Origin of the sequence: Undibacterium sp. Ji22W (genome assembly GCF_049340305.1) — a bacterium.
Taxonomy (GTDB): domain Bacteria; phylum Pseudomonadota; class Gammaproteobacteria; order Burkholderiales; family Burkholderiaceae_D; genus Undibacterium.
Genome location: NZ_JBMPOU010000001.1, coordinates 836,094 through 858,460, shown reverse-complemented (window position 1 = coordinate 858,460; position 22,367 = coordinate 836,094). Strand labels below are relative to the sequence as shown.

Annotated in this window: 17 protein-coding genes; 10 read left to right on the top strand and 7 right to left on the bottom strand. The window is 46.0% G+C overall.

Annotation, left to right across the window (positions count from 1 at the left end):
* Positions 1-159: 159 nt before the first annotated feature.
* Positions 160-1,512 (bottom strand): metalloprotease PmbA, encoded by a 1,353-nt coding sequence (gene pmbA / locus ACO0KW_RS03505; RefSeq protein WP_423050685.1) that lies wholly within the window; start codon positions 1,510-1,512, stop codon positions 160-162.
* Between the two features lie 77 nt (positions 1,513-1,589).
* Between pmbA and yjgA the strand changes: the two genes are divergently transcribed.
* The 3 genes from yjgA to ACO0KW_RS03490 are packed head-to-tail and all read left to right on the top strand — an operon-like array spanning position 1,590 to position 3,503.
* Positions 1,590-2,198 carry a ribosome biogenesis factor YjgA gene (yjgA, locus tag ACO0KW_RS03500; RefSeq protein ID WP_423050683.1) on the top strand — a complete coding sequence of 203 codons (609 nt, stop codon included), beginning with the start codon at positions 1,590-1,592 and terminating at the stop codon, positions 2,196-2,198.
* Positions 2,176-2,808 carry a molybdopterin adenylyltransferase gene (gene mog, locus ACO0KW_RS03495; protein ID WP_423051949.1) on the top strand — a complete coding sequence of 211 codons (633 nt, stop codon included), beginning with the start codon at positions 2,176-2,178 and terminating at the stop codon, positions 2,806-2,808. Before yjgA ends, mog begins: the two co-directional genes overlap by 23 nt.
* 17 nt (positions 2,809-2,825) lie before the next feature.
* A complete protein-coding gene (locus ACO0KW_RS03490; RefSeq protein WP_423050681.1) occupies positions 2,826-3,503 on the top strand; it encodes an alpha/beta hydrolase in 678 nt (225 codons plus the stop codon).
* Between the two features lie 141 nt (positions 3,504-3,644).
* Here the strand turns inward: ACO0KW_RS03490 and ACO0KW_RS03485 are convergent, their stop codons facing one another.
* Both ACO0KW_RS03485 and ACO0KW_RS03480 read right to left on the bottom strand, forming a co-directional pair.
* On the bottom strand, positions 3,645-5,465 hold the full coding sequence (locus ACO0KW_RS03485) for a DUF418 domain-containing protein (RefSeq protein ID WP_423050679.1): 1,821 nt from the start codon (positions 5,463-5,465) through the stop codon (positions 3,645-3,647).
* Between the two features lie 174 nt (positions 5,466-5,639).
* Positions 5,640-7,418 (bottom strand): DUF418 domain-containing protein, encoded by a 1,779-nt coding sequence (locus ACO0KW_RS03480; protein ID WP_423050677.1) that lies wholly within the window; start codon positions 7,416-7,418, stop codon positions 5,640-5,642.
* A 313-nt stretch (positions 7,419-7,731) separates the two neighbouring features.
* Between ACO0KW_RS03480 and ACO0KW_RS03475 the strand changes: the two genes are divergently transcribed.
* Both ACO0KW_RS03475 and cysK read left to right on the top strand, forming a co-directional pair.
* A complete protein-coding gene (locus tag ACO0KW_RS03475; protein ID WP_423050675.1) occupies positions 7,732-10,293 on the top strand; it encodes a penicillin acylase family protein in 2,562 nt (853 codons plus the stop codon).
* Positions 10,294-10,445: 152 nt separating this feature from the next.
* Positions 10,446-11,423, top strand: coding sequence for a cysteine synthase A (gene cysK / locus ACO0KW_RS03470; RefSeq protein ID WP_423050673.1), 978 nt, complete (start codon positions 10,446-10,448; stop codon positions 11,421-11,423).
* A gap of 141 nt (positions 11,424-11,564) precedes the next feature.
* On the opposite strand, the gene ACO0KW_RS03465 is transcribed toward cysK, so the two are convergent.
* Both ACO0KW_RS03465 and purU read right to left on the bottom strand, forming a co-directional pair.
* Positions 11,565-12,107 carry a YaeQ family protein gene (locus ACO0KW_RS03465; RefSeq protein WP_423050671.1) on the bottom strand — a complete coding sequence of 181 codons (543 nt, stop codon included), beginning with the start codon at positions 12,105-12,107 and terminating at the stop codon, positions 11,565-11,567.
* Between the two features lie 74 nt (positions 12,108-12,181).
* Complete coding sequence (purU, locus tag ACO0KW_RS03460) at positions 12,182-13,048, bottom strand: formyltetrahydrofolate deformylase (protein ID WP_423050669.1); 867 nt, start codon at positions 13,046-13,048, stop codon at positions 12,182-12,184.
* 232 nt (positions 13,049-13,280) lie between these two features.
* On the opposite strand from purU, the gene ACO0KW_RS03455 reads away from it, so the two are divergent.
* The 5 genes from ACO0KW_RS03455 to ACO0KW_RS03435 all read left to right on the top strand — a co-directional run bounded on the left by ACO0KW_RS03455 (position 13,281) and on the right by ACO0KW_RS03435 (position 19,016).
* Positions 13,281-14,309: an NADP-dependent oxidoreductase gene (locus tag ACO0KW_RS03455; RefSeq protein ID WP_423050667.1), complete on the top strand. Its 1,029-nt coding sequence runs from the start codon at positions 13,281-13,283 to the stop codon at positions 14,307-14,309.
* A 339-nt stretch (positions 14,310-14,648) separates the two neighbouring features.
* Positions 14,649-16,040: a hypothetical protein gene (locus ACO0KW_RS03450; RefSeq protein ID WP_423050665.1), complete on the top strand. Its 1,392-nt coding sequence runs from the start codon at positions 14,649-14,651 to the stop codon at positions 16,038-16,040.
* 15 nt (positions 16,041-16,055) lie between these two features.
* Positions 16,056-16,502, top strand: a complete 447-nt coding sequence (locus ACO0KW_RS03445) for a hypothetical protein (RefSeq protein ID WP_423050663.1) — start codon at positions 16,056-16,058, stop codon at positions 16,500-16,502.
* A gap of 68 nt (positions 16,503-16,570) precedes the next feature.
* On the top strand, positions 16,571-18,196 hold the full coding sequence (locus ACO0KW_RS03440) for a diguanylate cyclase domain-containing protein (protein WP_423050661.1): 1,626 nt from the start codon (positions 16,571-16,573) through the stop codon (positions 18,194-18,196).
* Between the two features lie 325 nt (positions 18,197-18,521).
* Entirely contained in the window at positions 18,522-19,016 is a 495-nt protein-coding gene (locus ACO0KW_RS03435; RefSeq protein WP_423050659.1) for a hypothetical protein, read from the top strand.
* A gap of 56 nt (positions 19,017-19,072) precedes the next feature.
* On the opposite strand, the gene ACO0KW_RS03430 is transcribed toward ACO0KW_RS03435, so the two are convergent.
* A complete protein-coding gene (locus tag ACO0KW_RS03430; protein ID WP_423050656.1) occupies positions 19,073-20,371 on the bottom strand; it encodes a nitrate/sulfonate/bicarbonate ABC transporter ATP-binding protein in 1,299 nt (432 codons plus the stop codon).
* Between the two features lie 59 nt (positions 20,372-20,430).
* Positions 20,431-22,161: an ABC transporter permease gene (locus tag ACO0KW_RS03425; protein WP_423050654.1), complete on the bottom strand. Its 1,731-nt coding sequence runs from the start codon at positions 22,159-22,161 to the stop codon at positions 20,431-20,433.
* Between the last annotated feature and the right edge of the window lie 206 nt (positions 22,162-22,367).

Here is a 22,367-nt window from a genome sequence, read left to right as displayed (position 1 = left end):
ATTAGTAAAAATAGTGAGTTGATAAACCCAAACTGGCAAATCAACATTTACAAAATTACAGGGCATTCTATTAACAACTTACACTTTAAGCAATCGCCAACTGTTGTGCATTGCGATGTTTCATTTTGGCGCTTCGCTTTTACGTAAAATTGACGCAAATTAGCTTCCAGCAATGGTCATACCATCGATCAAAATCGAACCCGTAGTTTTAGTTCCACGTGTCAAGATATCATTTCCTATCGCTACAATGTTTTGAAACATTTCGCGCATATTTCCCGCGATCGTGATTTCTTCAACTGGATACTGAATCACACCGTTCTCTACCCAAAAACCTGATGCGCCACGTGAGTAATCGCCCGTCACGTAATTCACACCCTGCCCCATCAACTCTGTGACCAACAAACCCGTTCCCATTTTCTTCAACATTTGTGCGAAATTATCACTGCGCTTAGTCAAGTTTGAAATTAAATTTAAATTGTGTGAACCACCAGCATTGCCGGTCGTTTGCATACCCAATTTACGTGCGGAATAAGTTGAAAGGAAATAGCCATTCAATACGCCATTTGTGACAACTTCGCGCTTCAAAGTCTTAACACCTTCGTCGTCAAATGGAGAGGAACCAACGGCGCCCAAAACATACGGGTCTTCCAGTATTTGAATATGATTCGGAAAAACTTGTTTTCCTAAAGTATCGAGCAAGAAGGTCGATTTGCGATACAAAGCACCGCCGGAAACAGCCTGGACAAAAGCGCCCAATAAGCCAGCAGCCAAAGGGGCTTCGAACAAAACCGGGCACTTACGCGTATCAATCGTGCGTGCGTTTAAACGAGCCAGCGCACGTTCCGCCGCATAGCGTCCAATGGCTTCTGGTGTCGCAATTTTCTTAGGATTACGATGTGAACTGTACCAGTCATCGCGCTGCATCCTAGAACCTTTGCCCGCAATTGGAGCGACCGAAATCGTGTGTCGGGAAAACGGATAGCCCCCCACGAAACCGCGAGAATTAGCTGCGACAAAATGAGATTGCTGCGCGTGTACACTTGCACCTTCGCAATTAGTGATACGCTTATCTACAGCATAAGCCGCGGCTTCAGTACGACATGCCAGATCAATTGCCTCTTCGGCAGTGACTAACCAAGGGTGAAATAACTTTAAATCTCGAGGATGCATTTCTAACATCTCTGCATCTGGCAAACCAGCACAATCATCTTCGGCGGTAAAACGTGCAATGTTATAAGCGGCCTCGACGGTGTCTTCCAAAGATTTACGTGAAAAATCCGAAGTGCTGGCATTTCCGCGCTTCTTGCCGACATAAACCGTGATTCCTATGCCTTTGTCGCGATTCTGCTCTATCGTCTCAACCTTGCCTTTACGTACACTAATCGACAAACCGCCGCCTTCACTGACTTCTACCGCCGCATCTGTTGCACCTTTGTCACGAGCAATGCGCAACATATCCTGGGTAATTTGTTTAAATTGATCCTGAGTATGGGTAAAAACTGGTTTAGACATAGCTTCTGTTTCTTTAGCTGAAAGGATAAAGAGAGTATCATAGCAGTCGTTTCAATAAGTTTATAGAAGATTTACCAATGCCAAATCCGAATCGAGGCTCTTGCGGCTATCAGTCCAATGAGTTTGAACCAGAATACGACCGTCCATCCAAATCCGAGCTCAAGCGTCAAATGACCGCCCTGCAAAAAATGGGGCAAGAGTTAGTTGACTCCGCACGCGATCGCGTCAAACGCGTTCCTATGCCAGAAGATGTACGTGACGCCATTCTGGAATGCCAGAACATCACTAACCACGAAGGCCGTCGTCGCCAAATGCAATTTGTTGGCAAAAAGATGCGCACTTTAGATGAAGCCGAAGTCGCGCTGATTCAAAAGACCATCGATAGCTGGAAAGGTGCTTCCAAGTCCGAAACTGCCGCCATGCATTCATTAGAACGCAAACGCGAAAAGCTGTTGACGAAAGATGAAGCCTTGACCGAATTGCTGGCGGAAAATCCTGAACTCGACGTACAACATTTGCGTACCTTGATTCGCAATGCACGCAAAGAGCAAGCAGAAAACAAACCACCAAAAGCCTATCGTGAAATTTTCCAGATTTTGAAAGAAATCCAGGCAAAGAATAAAGCCGCTACTGCATCCGACGATGATGCAGAAAACGACGAAGATGCAGAAGATGACGACAATTGATTTTGATCGGCCACTACGTATCGGGCTTGTTTCAATTTCTGACCGCGCCTCAAGCGGCGTGTATCAAGATCAAGGTCTTCCTGCATTACAAGCGTGGTTCGGCGCAGCACTCAGCACGCCTTGGGTAATGGAAACACGTTTGATTCCCGACGAACGGCCCGCTATTGAGCAAGCCTTAATTGACCTGGTCGATCATGCGCGCTGTGACTTAGTGATTACCACTGGCGGTACTGGCCCTGCGCGACGTGATGTGACACCGGAAGCGACCCTAGCGGTCGCCACCAAAGAAATGCCGGGTTTTGGTGAGCAAATGCGCCAGATCAGTTTGCAGTTTGTGCCGACAGCGATCTTATCGCGTCAGGTTGCGGTCATACGCGAAACCGCGGATCACGCCGCACTAATTTTAAATTTGCCAGGTCAGCCGAAGTCAATTAAGGAAACCTTGGAAGGTCTGAAAGACACTGATGGGAATCAATTGGTCGCTGGTATCTTTGCCGCAGTCCCGTATTGCATCGACTTGGTCGGTGGCCCTTATGTCGAAACCCATGAGGCAGTTTGCAAAGTATTCCGCCCGAAATCGGCGCTGCGCGTAAAGACTTCTGAAGTATAAATTTTTCTGAATAAATCATGACGACTGAACTCTTAGAAACTATAGAAATCGAAAGCGGAAACAACCCAACAGCCGCAGTCATTTGGATGCATGGATTGGGTGCCGATGCGAACGATTTTGTGCCTATCGTTAAAGAATTGGATTTACGTAATTGCCCGGCGATTCGCTTTGTTTTTCCAAATGCACCCCAGATCCCAGTCACTTTAAATGGTGGCTACATCATGCGCGCCTGGTATGACATCGCTGCTGCCGGCACGGATATCAATAAGCGCGAGGATGAAGCTGGCTTGCGGCTGTCACAGCAACAAATCGATGCCTTAATTGCGCGTGAAAACGCACGTGGCATTCCAACTGACAAAATCATTCTGGCCGGATTTTCTCAAGGCTGCGCGATGAGTTTGCAAACAGGCCTACGTCACCCACAAAAATTAGCTGGCATTATGGGCTTGTCTGGTTATGTACCACTAGCAGACAAAGTCGCCGCCGAACGTCACACCGCAAATCAAGGTACATCTATTTTTCTGGTGCATGGCACGGTTGATCCTGTTATTCCTATTCAACGGGCGCAGCAATCACGAGACTTGTTAGTGAGCCTTGGCTATCCTGTCGAATGGCATGACTACTGGATGCAACATTCTGTGTCACCGCAAGAAATCACTGACATAGGAAATTGGTTGCGCAAGGTGTTAGCTTAAACCGATGTCAGGTTTGCACTGAGTTAAAAAAAAACGAAAGGGCAAGGTTATCGACCTTGCCCTTATTTTTTATATTATTGTCTTTGAAGATAAAACTGCAGTTAACACCAAAACTACATTAACGCCAAATTTGACGTCAAATTAATTCTTAAACGCAGGCACTTTCCAGTACGTAATCGCGCGCCACAGCCACTCCATCGGTCCATAGCGGAACTTACTCAACCACCAATGACTAAACAGAATTTGTAAGATCACCACCAACGCCACAAACACCACTTGATGTGCGCGTTGCATGCCATAGTAACCAAGTCCATAACTATAAAAAACCGCTGAACAGATGATGGATTGCGATAAATAATTCGTCAACGCCATACGCCCGTATGGCGCCAACACCGCCACCTTTGAAAATACGCCTTTGCTATGTAGCATTAATACTAGGAGGCTGACGTAACCTAAGCAGGCTGGCAAGTTTCCGAGATATAGCAAACCCATCGCCAATAGATAAGGATCATTTTCCATACCTTGGACTGGTGCGACCGATAGCAAACTGCCCAAGACACCCAGTCCTATGCCAAACGGTAAACCGAATAAGGCTAATTTCTTAAACATTGATAAGTAGGCTTGGGTGTTAGCCATAACGCCTGAATGCACAAACCAAAAGCCGATCAAGAACATACAGTTGATTAGCACACTGAAAATTGCCACCTCTGCCCATTTTTCGGCAAACTCATGCGCGCGAAATTTCAAAGCTTCAAGGTAAGTCCCTTTGCTCAAAATTTGTGCTTCTAAACGATTGGACTCTTCTTTCTTTTTCAGTCGCTCATCTTCTTTTTTCTTTTGATCCGCGAGTTCTGTTGCTTTCGATTTTGTGAGAGATGCTGCACTGACTGAATTTGAAGCTGTAGCTGAAGTGGAGGCAGCCGCTAGGACTTCGGTTGCGGCAGAAGCAGTTTCAAGTTTCGTGGAAGCCTGGGACATTGAGGTGGCAGATGCAGCAGCTATCGTCGCCTGAGAGCTAGTTTGAATACTGGTCATTTTTCGATCAGCAGCACTTTGTCCGGCACCAAAGTATTGCGCCGCGCCGCCCATCGTCATCGATAAGAATAATGTGCAATACAACAAACTACCGATCTTCCAAGGCCTGTCTTCCTTTGGTTGATGTGAACGTGCTAACAAGTATCCCAATAAAAAGCACAAGAGGCCGAACACCCATGCGCCGCGTAACTTAGCCATCGCAGGAATCGCAAAAGATATTAAGCCAATCAAAAACAATAATCCGCCCAACAAAGCAAAAGCCACCGTAATCAGTGGCAATACTTTGCCACCTATCTTCAAAGTCTTCTCACTGCCCAAAAGCAATGCGATACAGCCATAAATGGCGAGGGCAACAGCAAAAGCACCAATAGGATTGATAGCAGGTATTGCCGAAAGTAGGCCCACGACAATCGCGGCAGAAAAAATCCAACGTGGTTTGCCAAATAAAATCAACAGCAATCCACAGGCTGCGATGGCATAGCTGTACAAAATATCGCCAGGCCAGATAAGCACGTGGTGCAAAATTCCAAAAATCCCTAAGGCGAATAAGCGTCGTAAATAAATTTGAAAGAAGGCTTGCCCTTTCACCTTACTGCGCGTCAACATCAGGGCAAATCCCATTCCAAACAAGAGTGAAAAGATGGTCCAGAATTTTCCTGCAACGAAATAAGCAACGGCATAACTTGCTAACCAATTCAGTCCGCTTAATCCCGCAGGCATACCATTTCCCAAATCACCAACTGGGCGATTAAAGAATTCAATATTCATCAAGAAGATGCCAATTAAAGCGAAGCCGCGAATGACATCCAATACGGCAATCCTCTCGGTCGCGGCAACGGGAAGCAGAATGTCCCTTGCTGTTTCAGTTTGTGTGACCGATATTGCATCTGACGGACTGTTGTCCGCTCGCTTAATCTCGTTGTGCATAAGGTTCCTCATTTGAAGGGCTCAGGGCTCAGGGCTCAGATCTAAGGACACAGATCTCTAGACTCGGAAAAATTAAAAAGCGCTTCAATCGAAATTGAAGCGCTTTTCACTTACCTCTTGATTATGCCTGAATGAGTATCAAAGCTAGATTTTTTTGATTCAATTCATCAAAAATTAAGTCATTTGATGGTTCAATGCGACACGTTCAATTTTCAACGCAGGGATATGCCAATACGTGATTGCTCGCCATACCCATTCCATAGGACCGTAACGGAAGCGGCCCAACCACCAGTGACTAAACAAAACCTGCAAACAGATCACAGCAATCGCAAAACCAAGTTGTTGTGCACGGCCCATTCCGAAATTACCCAATCCCCAGCCATAGAAAAAACTCGCCTGCACCAATGATTGCGTCAAATAGTTCGTCAATGCCATACGTCCGAACGGCGCCAAAACTTTGATTTTTGAGAACACTGAACTGCTATGCACCATTAAGACGACAATACTCACGTAAGCCAAACAAGTTGGCAAATTTCCCAAATTCAATAACATTTGCGTCAACTGCCATCCATCACCCGATACGCCGGGTGTATGACTGACTGCGATACTGCTGGCGAACAAACTTAAGCCCCAGCCAATCGGCAAACCAAACATCGCGATCTGACGGAACAAGTGCAAATTGTCGGCAGCTTTCGTGATGACTTTAGCGCGCACAAACCATACCCCCATCAAGAACAAAGCAATCGCTGAAAAAGCCTGACCTGCTGCATTAAATGGACCGTCTAAGAACTCCTCCCAACGATGTTTCACCACGTCGGTATAACTACCCTTAGTCAATACAGCGACGTCTTTTGCCATTTTCTGTTGGTTCTCTTGAATGCGATTGATGGTGTCGGCATCACGTTCAATTTTTTTCTGATCATCGGTCTTCACAACTTTCTTGTCGTCTTTTGGTTCTGGTTTTTTCGGAATCGGTTTTCCGCTGGCCTTCGCCAATTTTTCGGCCGCCTCTTCCGCATTCTTAATTACCATTTTTTCTGCCGCAAGCTTCACGGCTTCAGGTGAATTAAACACGCTGCGAATTGGCTTTTGATAAGCGATTACGCCAAACACCACACCAATCACAAACGGCAAGCTATAGATCAAAGCACCTGCGCGCCAGAATCTGGCTTCTGCGGGTTGATGAAATCTCGCGGACAAATAAGCCATAATGAAAAATGCGGCAGCACCACCAGTTAAGCCATTACGCGCTTCCTTCATAGGCGGCAAGACCCAGCTCGCGATAGCAGCGATTGTCATTAATAAAGCGATTGTTGTCGCAATCGCGGAAAACAATGGCATTTTTTTGCCAAGATAATTCACGATTTTTTCATTCCGGGTAAATAGCGCAATTAAGCCCATAAAAGCGATACCACCCACTACCGCACCAAATGAGTTCATACCAGGAATAAAGCACACACCAATCAAGGCAAATAGACTTGCGACTACCCACTTCCATTGTCCAAACAAAACGATTAATAAACCAGCAGCGGTGAATGCATAGCTATAGAGAATATCGCCTGGCCATAACAAAATAGTGTGCAATAAACCAAAGACACCCAAGGCCACAATACGGCGAATATACGGTTTCACGAAGGCACGTCCACTCTCTTCCGAACGTGTCAGCATCACTGCAAATCCCATGCCGAATAGAAGAGAAAAAATCGTCCAAAATTTGCCAGCAACAAAGAAATTGACAAAGTAAGTTGCGAGCCAATCGATGCCTGTGGCGCTAGCCGGAATACCTGAACCAAAATCTAAAAAGGAACGGTTAAACCATTCCACATTCATGAAGAAAATGCCGATTAGCGCAAAGCCGCGAACGACATCCAAAGCTTGTATGCGTTCGTTATCGGCGACGGGTTTAAATTCTGGAAACGGCTTAGAGGCCGCACTATTGCTTGATTGTTCCATTATTTGTTCATTTTCAGGTTGGGTTGAACAAAGACACAGTGGCTTGCGCCGGAGATGATGCTTAAATGTGTCAGCTTTTTTTATTGAAACGAACATGATCGATGAGCTTAATGCAAACCAACGAATACAACGCACAAGCAAGACGTTCGATAAAAGCAAATACTAAACTTCACACACTACAGAAACAAACAAGTTGCGACGAAACGTAAAATCAGCGGAACGAAATCCATTTAATTGGACTTATACTAAGGCCAAAGAATAGCAACAACAAATATCCCCAATCAAAACTAGTCCTCTTTCACTTCCATTGACCATGACTAACACAATGACATCGAGCAACGCTGACACCTGGCTTCACACTGTAAAACACCACTACACCTTCAAGCGACTTGCTAAGCTTAGCTTAGCTTTGCTCAGTCTACAAATTTTTTATCCTACAGAAGGTGGTGCGGCGGAACTTAAAAAGTATGATGCCGCAAAGCAAGTGAGTAAGATCCTGGCAGCGCAACAGTCGTGGCAAGTGAGCGGAATACAACAACCAGTACAAATATTGGTCGATCACTGGGGCGTGCCGCACATCTATGCAAAGAGTCAAGATGATGTGTTTTTCGCGCAAGGCTTTAATGCTGCGCGCGATCGCTTGTTTCAACTCGATTTATGGCGACGCCGTGGATTAGGGCAATTATCAGAAGTATTTGGAGCCAACTATTTAGAACAAGACCGTGCTGCACGTTTATTCCTATACCGTGGCGACATGCACAAAGAATGGGCGGCCTACGGTCAACAGGCTGAACAACTAAGCACACGCTTCGTAGCAGGGATAAATGCCTATGTTGATTACGTTCGGAAAAATCGTGATGCATTGCCGATAGAGTTTAAAACGCTCAACTATTTACCAGCGCATTGGTTAGCAGAAGACGTGGTACGCATACGCAGCCATGGTTTGACGCGCAATCTCACCTCTGAGGTCACACGTGCCAAATTTGCTTGCGATGGAAATTTAGGCGCTGACGAAGTACGTCAACGCCTGTCACCAAGCTGGATGACCAAAGTTCCAGATGGACTTGATCCTTGTTTACCAGATGGCATCTTGCGCCAATTTATTTTGGCAACTCAAAATGTCGAATTCGATACTAACACCTTACGACTCTCGCAAACATCGACCTCAAGTAGTGACAATCTTGTGCATCAATCGCCAGCACTGACTGCCGACGATGAGCGCCAGGAAGGCAGCAATAACTGGGTGATTGCCCCCACAAAAACCAGCACAGGTCGGGCGATTTTAGCGAATGACCCTCATCGCGCATATTCGGCCCCATCTTTGCGCTATATTGCCCATTTGAGCGCGCCGGGATTGGATGTCATTGGCGCCGGCGAACCTGCGCTGCCAGGAATTTCTATAGGCCACAACGGAACGATTGCCTTCGGCCTGACGATTATGAGCATCGATCAGGAAGATTTATATGTCTATGAAATCAATCCTGCCAATAAGATGCAGTACAAATATCGCGGCAAATGGGAGAATTTTAGGAAACAAGTAGAAGTGTTTCAGGTCAAAGACCGCGCAGCTCTGCAATCAGAGCTACTGTTCACTCGCCACGGGCCGGTGATTTTCCAGGAAACCAATAAGAACCGCGCATTCGCCGTACGCACTGGTTGGCTACAGGCCGGCATGGCACCCTATTTTGGTAGCATTGACTATATGCGTGCACAAAATTTCACCCAATTTAAGAAAGCCATGTTGCACTGGGGCGCACCAACCGAGAATCAGGTTTACGCCGATATCAAAGGAAATATCGGCTGGGTACCGGGTGGTTTGACACCGATACGTCCTAACTGGGATGGCTTATTGCCTGTGCCAGGCGATGGCCGTTATGAATGGGCAGGTTTTTTACCTGGCGACAAATTGCCGTCGAGCTACAACCCCAAAAGTGCTTGGTTTGCTTCTGCCAATGAAATGAATCTGCCGAAAGACTTTCCTTATCGCCAACGAAAATTAGGCTTTGAATGGCCTCATCCGGCACGCTATCAACGCATTGCAGATGTTTTATCGCAAGATAAGAAATTCTCTTTAGAAGACTCTATGCAATTGCAAAATGATGTTTTATCTTTGCCCGCGCAACGTTTGACCGCTATCCTCAAAACCTTAAAAGCGCACGATGACGCCACGCAAAAAGCACTACAAGTTTTACTCAGTTGGAACCACATCGAATCTGTCGACTCTGCCGCTGCAGCCTTATTCCAGGTCTGGCTCACCCAAACCCTGGCGCCTGCGTATAAGGAATTGATGCTGGATCACTTAGCAGTTCATGTCACCAGTATGCCGGACATGACGCGCATGTTAGATAACTTAGAAAGCACGAATGGCGGTGTTAGCTATCTGACACAGTTTGGCAACAATCCGCAACAAGCGAAAACGGCACGCGATGCGCTATTGCTCACTAGCTTGGGCACGGCTTATAAAAAGCTAGAGCTATCACAAGGCATGGATAACAAAAACTGGCGTTGGGGTAATCTGCAAAAAACTCTGTTCGCCCATCCATTTTCCAAAATGTTGGATAGCGCTAGTCGCACACAATTTGATGTCGGCCCTCTCCCGCGCGGTGGCAGTGCAAATACCGTCAATCAATCCACTTACCGCTTAAGTGATTTTATTCAACTGAACGGTCCTTCATTTCGAGTCGTAATCGACGTAGGCAATTGGGATAATTCCCGTGCCGTCAACGCGCCCGGTCAATCCGGTGATCCAAGCAGCCCGCACTATAGAGATCTGGCGGAGCAATGGGCTAAAGGAGAGTATTTTCCTTTGCTGTACTCGAAGCCGGCTGTTGAAAAAAATACGCGTCAGAGGTTTGAATTGGTGCCACTAAAATAATCATCATACAGAAAAGATTCCGTTGCTTGAGGTGCGAACACACTATCTCACCCAAAAACATATAAGAATATGATCTTATAGTCGTTTGAAATTGCTACCGCTTCGATTATTCTCCTCACTCGTCTTAGTTACCTATTTGGATTGAGAAACTTATGCCTATCTATCAAAGCAATGCCGACTCTATAGGTCGCACTCCACTAGTCAAACTGCAGCGCATCAGCGATGGTGCTGGTGCGACTATTTTGGCCAAAATTGAAGGCCGTAACCCCGCATACTCAGTGAAATGCCGGATCGGTGCGGCGATGGTGGCGGATGCAGAAGCGCGCGGTCTGTTAGGTCCAGGCAAGGAATTGATTGAACCAACCAGCGGCAATACGGGTATTGCGTTGGCATTTGTGGCTGCAGCCAAAGGAATTCCTTTGACCCTAACTATGCCAGAAACCATGAGCGTAGAGCGTCGCAAATTGCTGCTCGCTTTTGGCGCAAAATTGATTTTGACGGAGGGCGCAAAAGGCATGAATGGCGCAATCGCCAAGGCGGAAGAAATCCGAACCAGTGATCCTGATCGTTATGTTTTGTTGCAGCAATTCAAGAATCCCGCCAACCCTGCGATCCATGAGAAAACTACAGGTCCAGAAATCTGGAATGATACCGAAGGTCAAGTCGACATCTTCGTTTCTGGTGTAGGTACAGGCGGCACGATTACTGGCGTTTCACGTTACATCAAACAAACTCAAGGCAAGGCGATTCAAACAGTTGCGGTCGAGCCTACTGCTAGCCCGGTGTTGACACAAAAGCGTAACGGTCAGGAAATCAAACCAGCGCCGCATAAAATTCAAGGTATAGGCGCAGGCTTTGTGCCGGATGTATTAGACTTGTCGCTGGTCGATCTAATTGAACAAGTCAGCAATGAAGAAGCTGTGGAATACGCTCAACGCTTGGCAAAGGAAGAAGGTATTTTAGCGGGAATATCATGTGGTGCTGCGACAGCGGTTGCGGTGCGTCTGGCGAAGTTGCCGGAAAATGCAGGTAAGACTATCGTCGTGGTGCTGCCAGATTCGGGTGAGCGTTATTTAAGTTCTATTCTGTTTGATGGCTATTTTGATGCTTCAGGTGTTGCACTAGCATAAGCGGTAACTCTCACGACAAAAAATAAACAATGCATCGTTAGCCGCCACAAAAAAGGTGCCCAGCAAGTCTAATTTTCGACAGCAAAACCAAACTTGCCCGGCGCCTTTTTCATCATCCGAGAGCTTTCTTCTTTGCGCTATTTAGCCAAAATCTTTAAACGTCTCTAAATCAATCTGTACCGATTGATCTCCCGCCGACATCCAAATCTGTCCGTCTTGTATCGTGCACTGTAATTGCATGGTGCGTTCCGCCATTTTGGCGAGTTCTTGGCTAGTTTCAGACGCGATATTTTTTACACACAAATTCTTAGCCCGATCTAGGCGGCTATTGATTTGCTTCCACCAAATACTACTGGCATGTGCGAAACTATAAACCACGACTTTTTCGGCGCGGCCACAAGCCTTCAACAATCGGCGGTCGTCGGGTTGACCAACTTCCCCCCATAAGAGTATCGCGTCGGTATAATCCTTTTCCCAAAAATCTGGTTCCTCGGTATCGGAAATTCCCTTACCAAAGCTTAGGCGTTCTGTGGCGTGAATCGCGAAGGCCACGACTCTGACCATCATGCGTTCGTCGGTCTCTGAAGGATGACGAGCAATCGTCAAGCTATGATCGGCGTAATAGCCGCGATCCATATCGGAAATATTCAGTTCTGCTTTATAAATTGTTGATTTCAGTGCCATTATTGTTCTTAGCGTTTCAAATAAATTAGTAGAAAATTGGGAATAAAACGATGATGAGTTCCAGTAGGAACCAATCAGTTAAAAACCACCGTCTTATGTCCATTAAGTAAGATGCGATGTTCAACGAAATAGTTGACTGCGCGTGCGAGGACCACGCATTCAACATCACGACCTATCGCGGTGAGTTTTTCTGGGTCCATCGCGTGATCAACGCGCTCGACATCTTGTTCAATAATCGGACCTTCATCCAGATCACCTGTGACGAAGTGCGCCGTTGCCCCAATTAGCTTTACGCCGCGATCATGTGCTTGGTAATAAGGCTTTGCACCTTTAAAGCTGGGCAAAAAAGAATGGTGAATATTGATTGCACGTCCATTCAAAGCCTGACACAGAGAGTTCGATAATATCTGCATATAGCGTGCAAGCACGACTAATTCAGCTTGATTACCATTGATGACATCGAGTACTTTTTGCTCTTGTTGTTGCTTCTGTTCCGCGCTAGCACCTGCAGCCAATGGCAAATGATGAAAGGGAATATTGTAGCTCGCAGCTAATTGATAGAAATCCGTATGATTCGAAATAATCGCCTTGATTTCCACTGGCAATAAGCCACTCTTATAGCGGAACAATAAATCATTGAGGCAATGTCCTATTTTTGACACCATCAATACCACCCGTGGTTTATGGTGCGCGTCGTGTAATTGCCAATCCATCGACCAGCTCTGTGCGACTTGTGCAAATTCATCGCGCAATACCTGTTCACTGATCTGATGGTCTTCTTGCGAAAAATGCACACGCATAAAAAACAGCTGTGAATGCGCATCACCAAATTGTGCGGAATCGATGATGTTGCAGCCATGATTGGTCAAGAAACCGGAAACGCCATGAACGATGCCACGTTGGTCGGGACAAGACAAAGTCAAGATATATTCTGGACGCATAAGTTGCTTAATAGTTAAATTGGATCAAAGTGAATCAAAATGAATTCTATAATTCAAAAGGACAAGCTGCTCTATGAAAAATTTACACCGTCATTGTCTCATGTTCACGCCGTAAATTTTTGCTCCGCAAAATAAAAGCACAGTCGTTCTATTTGATGTATAGTCACTAGTCGACATCAATTGATCATCATTTGACGATCACTTCAGCGTATTTTTATCAGGAGATTGCCTCATGCCTTCCACTATGAATCGTCAAATCCGATTAGCCTCCCGTCCAGTGGGATTTCCCACTGCTGAAAGCTGGTCACATACTACCGAGCCTCTACGGGAGCTCATCGAGGGTGAGATACAAGTTAAAACACTCTATTTATCGATAGATCCAGCGATGCGTGGCTGGATGAATGGTGGTAAGTCGTATATTCGTCCGGTAGAAATTAATGAAGTCATGCGCGCTGGTGGTGTAGGGATTGTGGTCGGATCTCAATCCGAACGATTTGCAGTCGGCGACTATGTCTCTGGCAGCATCGGTGTACAAGAGTACTGGACCGGTATGGCAAGTGATAAGTACGCTGGTTTCTATAAAATTGATCCCACCCTAGCACCACTACCAGCATATTTGAATGCCCTCGGTATGCCTGGTATGACAGCCTACTTCGGTTTGCTCGATGTCGGTCAGCCTAAAGCAGGCGAAACCGTAGTGGTTTCGGGTGCGGCCGGTGCAGTAGGACAAACTGTGGGGCAAGTCGCGAAACAAAAAGGCTGCCGTGTAGTTGGCATTGCTGGTGGCAAAGAAAAATGCGATTTCGTCGTCAATGAACTTGGCTTTGATGCCTGCATCGATTATAAAAACAACTCGGTTAAAGATGGCCTGAAAGAGTTTTGCCCGAACGGCGTCGACATCTATTTTGACAATGTAGGTGGAGAAATTCTAGATACAGTGCTCACTCGAATCAATCTGAAAGCCCGCATCATTATTTGCGGCGCAATCTCTCAATACAACAATACAACAGCGATCAAAGGTCCTTCGAATTATCTCGCTTTGCTGGTGAATCGCGCGCGTATGGAAGGCATTGTGGTCTTTGATTACGTCAAACGTTATCCCGAGGCTGTCAAAGAGATGGGGCAATGGATGGCGCAAGGACAGTTTCACACCCGCGAAGACATCGTGCAAGGTCTAGATCAGTTTCCGGCTGCACTAATGATGCTATTTGAAGGCAAAAATTTTGGTAAGTTAATATTACAAGTTGGCAAAGCAGATTGAGGCATAAATAAATCTACGGAATAGAGCAAAAAGCGGACTGTACACAACCTTCAGTCCGCTGATGTATAAACAGAAACGACAAATTTAGCACTAGGAAAGCAGTACTACACACGCTTATATACAATGGCATACGCGTCTCTGATTTGGTATAAATTACGATATCGTCTTATTTCCGTCGCTCCAAAGATTTTTACACTGTCAAGATTGACACACCGCCCCAATAAGACATTGCCAGCTTAATTGCTACTGTGTAATATGAATTTGGGCATGTCTTAGCGTCTCTCTACGCATCTTTTTAGCTATATTTATCGCGAAATGCTGTGTTCTCGGCGGGGTTATATGAAAGCTTGTTCTCAAAAGCATCCAGTTCTCCGCCCGATTCATCGTCGCTTGTGGCTAGTTTGCTTGTTCATCGGCCTGATGCTGAATGGCTGGATACCCACAAAATTGCATGCACAAAACGTACAGTCATCAACCGAAATCGCGCCGACTGCACAGACTAAAAATACGGGCGACGCTCAGATCCCAGACTACAATATTCTAAGTAACTCTGACGAAGCAGCTTTCAAATTTAGCGGCTTCGGAACGCTAGGTGTCACCTACAACACCAGCCAAAAATTCGATTACTTGCGCGACTTATTACAAACAAAAGGCGTTGGATTTAGTCGTCGATTTGACCTCGGGGTTGATTCTCTACTCGGCTTACAACTGTCAGGCAGTATTAATGACTATCTGGATGCCACTGTACAAACCGTAGTTCGTCGCGGGAACAGAAATCTCCAACCAGATCTGAGTTGGGGATTTTTTAAATATTTCCCTAACGACAATCTCGATCTGCGCCTGGGTCGCATGGGTTTTGATGTCTATCCGTTAGCCGACTCCAGAAACGTCGCATATTCTTACACTTGGGTCCGTCCACCTGTTGAATATTTTGGTGGTCTGATCGTTAGTTATATCGACGGTGCAGATCTTGTTTATAAATATGCGGTCGATGCGAATCAGGTCAAAATCAAACTCTTTGCAGGCAGAGCAAACGAACGGATATTGGTACAAAGTCCGGACATTTATTTCTCCTTAAAAGGAGCAAAGATATGGGGTGGGCACTTAGAATTTCAATCGCAGAATTGGTTAACTCGTTTGGGCTACACTTCACTACGCTTCAATCAAAATTTTGTAAGCATACAAGGTCTGATTGATGCGTTGCAGTCTCCCCTATTTGTCCAAATTAGCCCGACAGCGCCCAAGTTGGGTGAGAATTTAAGCTTCAAGAACAAAGAGATACATTATTTGTCAGCAGGCGTGGTGTATGACGATGGTCCACTACAAGCACAACTTATGCTCAGTCGCCTGCATTCGCAGACTTTGAGTTTTAACTCTAATGTTGCTGCATTTTTTACGCTGGCATACCGGCTTAGGTCCTGGACGCCCTATTTCACACTTGCGAAAACACGTCCACTTAATTCCAAGAACGTCAACACCGGTCTGCCCGCTCATGTCCATCCTGCGATCGATCAGGTCGAAGCAGGTATACAAGGCTTTCTAAAAGCAACTCGCAATGAGCAAAACTCAATGTCCGTAGGATTGCGTTACAACTTGAATCAAACCAGTGATATTAAATTTCAGTTAGATCATCTGCACAATCAAGAACGTCTGATTATTCGCAATGCGCAACCTAATTGGGATGGTAAGGCCAACATTCTTAGTGTCAGCTATAACTTCATTTTTAACTGAGCAAACACCAACGTCATGTCGATCATAAGACAATCATGGATGCTGTTATTACTGCTAGCGGCTACTAGTTATAGCGGCTCACTCAAAGCGTCGAATGATTTCGTGGTGGTTGCTAACCCGCAGGCGGGTATCGACAAGATGAGTAAGGATGATGTCATCAATGTCTATATGGGACGCAATCGCAAACTCGCTTCAGGTATCAACGCACAACCAATTGACCTAGAAAGTCCACTAGCGGAGAAAGCAAATTTCTATAGCGTGATGGTGAATAAAGAACTTCCAGAAATCAGTTCCTACTGGGCGCGCCTAATGTTTTCGGGGCAAGGTTCGCCACCCAAGCAAGTCATGACAACTGAGCAAGCGCTGGAAATTGTTAGCAATGTCAAAGGCGCGATCGCCTATATCGATAGAAAGAAAATCGACAAGCGGGTCAAGATCGTATTTGATCCGCTGCGATCGTAGACACTTGTCACCTCTAAGAATTAGGCAAAAATATTTTATTTTCCGAAAGACAGTGTCCACGACAATTTATGCTCAAACCACGCAGACTTCTCCAATTACTACGCACCAGCATCGTCTATCGCAGCAGCTTTATCGTGCTGACGATAGCTTTGTGCGTCGGTGGTTTATTCGCGGCAGTAACCTATCTGTGGGAATCCAATACAGAGCAAGAGTTAGTCAAAAATCGCATGGGAACGCTGTTAAGTACGGTCGAAAACACCGTCAGTATTGCGTGCTACTTGTCCGATGCAAATCTGGCAAAAGAAGTTGCGCAAGGTTTATTAAAAAACGAAGACGTCGCCAGCATTCGGATTTTTTCCAGCAAACAGGTTTTAACCAATCTGCAAAAAAACAAATTTCTTCGTAACAGCAATCCTTTAATGGCGAACCTAAAAAAGGAATTACTGATAGAACGTCCGATTTATTCGCCTTTCAATCAATCTGAATCAGTTTGCCAGATAGAATTGAAGCCAGACATGGCTTTTATCCGCGCCCAAGTCAATCACAAAGCGCGCTTTACGGCCCTGCTCCTCATGTTGCAGGCATTAATCATGGCGGGCGCCGTCGTAGCCATCGTGATGATATTAATCACGCGACCGATTAAAACCATTTCTGACCGTTTACATCACTTGCCAGTGAATGCTAACACCAGCCTGCCATTACCGCCTGGGAACCAAAGAGATGAAATTGGACAATTAGTGCGTGACGTCAATACGCTGTTTTCTAAGCTCTCGCATATTCTGGCAGAAGAGCGAGATCTACGCATACAACACCAAATCGGTGAAAAGAAATTCCGCGCGATCTTTGATAATTCTGAGACAGGTATTTTTTTATTGAAACCAAATGGCGAAGTGATCTCGTCTAATCCAGCGTTCCTAAGACTATTTGCGATCCCGTCAGACGCCAACAATGAAACGATCAAGAATAGCCTGCTGCAAAATTTAAATGATTATGCTTTACGCCTGCAGGGAATGCTCGAAAATGCCATGTACGAAGATCAAGTATCGTCCGAAGATTTTGAATTGGCTGTTGGGTCGCCGCTGCAAAAAAAGTGGATTAACCTAGTGATCAGCACGGTAGAAGACAATGTTTTACAAGGACTAGTAAACGATATTACCGAGCGCAAGCAATTAGAAGAATCAGCAAATTATCTGGCAGTGACTGATCACTTAACTGGTATTGCAAATCGGCTAGGGTTTGACAAGGCGATTGCACGACTACAATTTGAAATGCATGCTACCTTGATCCAAAGCTTCTATGTGTTGATGATAGATCTGGATGGTTTTAAAGAAGTGAACGATCAATTCGGACACGATATTGGTGACAAAGTGTTGATTCATTTCACCCAACTACTTAGCGGTATAGTACGCAAATCAGACTTTATTTCACGAGTTGGTGGCGATGAATTTATCGTCATACTCAAAGACATTGAGGAAGTCAGCAAAGTACAAGAGATTGCTGACAAGATCATTGCTGAAGCGTCGAATATCATTCGTTTTGGCGACGCCATACAGATCAAGATCGGTGCAAGCATCGGCATCAATTTTGCAGACACAGCTGACTATGACATCACAAAAATAATGCATGGCGCCGATGAAGCCATGTATCAAGCCAAAAAAGCGGGTAAAAATCAATACTGTCTGTACAAGGCCTGAACAGTTTACATTCGAACCGATCAGCCTACGCTACCATTGGTATCACGAGATGAACGCTTGGATACATATCTGATAAATTAATCAAACAGTTTACGCAAATGATTCTTATGGCTTTATGCTAGCGACTTTTGCATCACTCGTATGATTATCCTTCAAGATGTTTTATACAGACCTCCAACAAAACCCGCTCTGCATGCCGCGTTCAAATGGGCAACGACTGTTCTCTGCCATTATGGCTGTCGGAATCTCGTTATTTTTTTTGATGCAATTGCACCGTGACTTTCTAAAGACAGCGTTACCGGCTGCAGGTCCAGTAGCGCGCATAATGTTACTTAGTTTTCAAGCGGAAAAAGCTAAGGCGAAAATTATACAAAAGGACGTTGTTGCAATCACTCCGCCTTCGCCCAAGCGCATTAAGACAACATCACAAGCAACTGCAATTCCACACACTACGGCGTCAACGATAGATCACAGCACAAAAAGCAATGCTGAAACAAAATCTACTACCGAGTTGGTGAATGTTTTCCCTGAAACACCAAACAGCACAGCGGCGACCAAACCTGTCGATCCAATGTCAGCTACCGCGCGTTTCAAGTACGACAGCAACAGCGTACGGCAAGCGTATGAGGCAAGCAAATCTGACATACAAAAATTAGCCGAGAAAAGCGGAACAAGCTTAGAAGATCCAAAATCGAGCAAACACGATAGATTTCAACAGGCCGCAAATCGTGCAGCTAAACCGGATTGTCTGCGTCAGGGTGGCAGTATCTTGTCACTATTTGTGGTCGCTTATCAGGTCGCAACCGATCATTGCAAATAGTCGTCGATGCTCGCTAACAATCTCGCCAGTAATCCCGCCAATAATCTCGCTAACAATTAGTCGTCGTCACCATCCGGCAAAGTCAAACGTCCCGTATGGTAATCGTACTCATAGACCTCTCCGTAACGACCCCATTCAATCGCTATTTCCAAGACGCGTTTAGCTTCATCTTCCTTCATAAATTCTTCAAGCAATTCCAGCAGTGGTGCTTCCGCCAAGCTTCCATTTGTTTCGGTTTCCAAATGGCGTCGGATATGACTCGCCAATGGAACATGCGTCAATAATTGCTGTCCAAACAGCTCTTGTTTATTTTGTTTGTCGGCTTCAACATAACGACTACCAAGAGGCGTCAAACTGATATCCCCTTGTTCTATCGTCGCTAAGCCAAGCAAGCTCAAAGCCTCATAAGTTGGGAACAATTCTTCATCCGACAATTCAGTTTCTTGCGCCAATTGCGGTAAGTCGGCACGGCCATGGAAGGGTGAATCGGCGAGTAAATCAAGAACCCCTTCAATCCGGCTGATATCCGTATCCGGCAAGCGATAGCCGAGATGATGCGTCGTTTCGCCAACACTGGCGTCATGTACATGACGCATGGTCATCAGACCGTATATTTCATCAATTAAGGTTCTCACCTCTAAAGACTCAACATCACGCGGACGTGGAAGATCGATCTTGACTTCGCACCGTACGCGACCTGGATCGCTCCCTAAAATAATCACACGATCCGCCATCATCACAGCTTCTTCAATATTATGCGACACCACCAAAATACCTTTAGTGGAAATCTTGCTGTGCTCCCACAAATCCAACATATCATTACGCAGGGTTTCGCCGGTGAGCACATCCAAAGCGGAAAACGCCTCATCCATCAATAAAACATCAGGGTTGGTCACCAAAGCACGGGCGATACCTACTCGTTGCTTCATGCCGCCGGACAATTCACGTGGCAAGGCGCCACCGAATCCTGCCAAACCGATGAGCTCCAACACTGCATCTGTCCGCAATTCACGTTCTGCCGCAGGCACACCTTGCGCTTCCAATCCTAATTCCACGTTTTGCTGTACCGTCAGCCATGGAAACAGTGCAAAAGACTGAAACACCATCGCCACACCTGCGACCGGTCCATCAATCGCTCGGTCGCGATAAGTCATTTGTCCTTGATCGGCCGGAATCAAGCCCGCCAATATGCGCAACAAGGTCGATTTTCCAGAACCAGATTTGCCAAGCAAGGCGACGATTTCACCTTCCTTTAATTCAAAATCAACTTGATCCAAAACCAATCGAGCAGTTCCATCTGCGGCTTTAAAGGACTTATTTACACCCGCTAATTGCATTACATTTTTTTGCGTCATTTCCTCGCTCCTTCATTTCTCGGTGTATTTCGTTTGTGCACAAGACTAAGTTAGCTCGCTTAGCTACGTTCATCCGCTAGCAAATACAATTTGCGCCAGAAAAATCGATTCAGTAACATCACAAAAATACACATCACACTCACGCCCAAAGCGATCCGGTGAAAATCGCCCGTCTCGGTCATCTGCTTGATATAACTACCCAAACCATCGGCGATTAAAGTCGTCTTTCCCCAAGTAACATATTCGGCCACGATACTCGCGTTCCAAGAACCACCACTTGCCGTGATCGCGCCAGTGATATAGGCGGGGAAAATCGCTGGCAGATAGACACGCTTCCATTTAAGCCAACCGCTTAATCCCAGATTGTCCGCCGCCAAGCGTAAATCATTGGGAATCGCGGCCGCGCCAGATACCACATTGAATAAGATGTACCACTGCGTACCAAATACCATCAAGGGACTAAGCCAGATATTCGGGCTCAAATCGAGACTGACCATGGCCAACACCACCACCGGAAACATCAAATTGACAGGGAAAGCAGCTAAAAATTGCGCCACTGCCTGCACTCTTTGCGAATACTGCGGGCGCAAGCCTATCCAAACTGACACAGGTACCCATACTAGCGACGCCAAGCCGATCAAAACCATCACCCGCAACAAAGTCAACGAGCCTAAGAAAAAGACATGCACCACCTCGCCCCACCCAACATCACTATGGATAAACACGATCAATCTATACGCGGCAATGAGAGCGACAAGTATTAACAAGCCATTGCCCAACCGTCCCCATACCGGAGATAAAGACAGGACGGACGAACTTTTAGATCCCCCGTCATGTGCGGTCTTAAACCAGATCAATGCTTTGCTTACCTGACGCCAGAAGCGACGCGCGCCATCACGAAACCATGAACTATTTCGCAGCCAATCCAACAACCATGACTGTTGCGCAGTGTCTCCCTGGGTTTCTTCAAAACGAAACTTGTCTGCCCATGCTAGCAAAGGTCTGAAGAACAATTGATCATAGAGCAAGATGCCCGCCAGCATAGCCATGATCGCCCAGGTGATCGCGAGGCCATTTTTGGTTTCGATCGCGAGCGCGATATACGACCCGATTCCAGGCAATTTGATGTCTTGTCCAGCGACAGAAATCGCTTCCGCAGCGACCAGAAAAAACCAGCCACCAGACATCGACATCATCATATTCCACAACAATCCTGGCATCGCAAACGGTAACTCCAGACGCCAGAAACGCTGCCAGGCGGATAAGCGAAAAATTTGAGCAGCTTCATTTAACTCAGAAGGCACAGTGCGCATCGACTGATACAAGCTAAAGGCCATATTCCATGCTTGCGAAGTGAAAATCGCAAAGATCGCGGCGCATTCAACTCCCAGTAAATCCCCCGAAAACAAGGCAATAAATGGCGCAATCGCAATCGCCTGAAAACCCAAAATCGGCACCGATTGCAAAATATCCAATAAAGGAATCAAGATACGTTCAGCCGCTTTATATTTAACGGCAACCGCAGCAAACACTAGACTAAAAAGCAAAGCAAACGCCAGCGCTGTGAACATGCGTAAGATGGTGCGCAACAAGTAGTACGGCAAATAACTAGGGTCCAAACTAATCTCTAACATTTGACCGATCATAAATGGCCGACTCATCTGCATCGCTGCAAATCCAAACGCCGTGATCACTGCCAATACGATAGGTAATAAAGCCCAATCCCAACGATTTGGCCCTTTTTCCTGCAATGCATGAAAGGACTTTTGCGGATTGAATAATTCAAACATAAACACTCCCTGATCGCACACGCTGTAGGCTCAATCGAGCGCCAGCATGCGCGAACAAACATCCGAGTGCGATCAGTATGAACTGTTAAACAGCTCAGGTCTTCGCACACAAATGTATGACAATCAATAACAATAAATTAGGGGGAAGTAGAGAAACCAGAGAAACAGCCAGAAAGGCTTTATCTACTCGCCAAGGACTGGCAAGT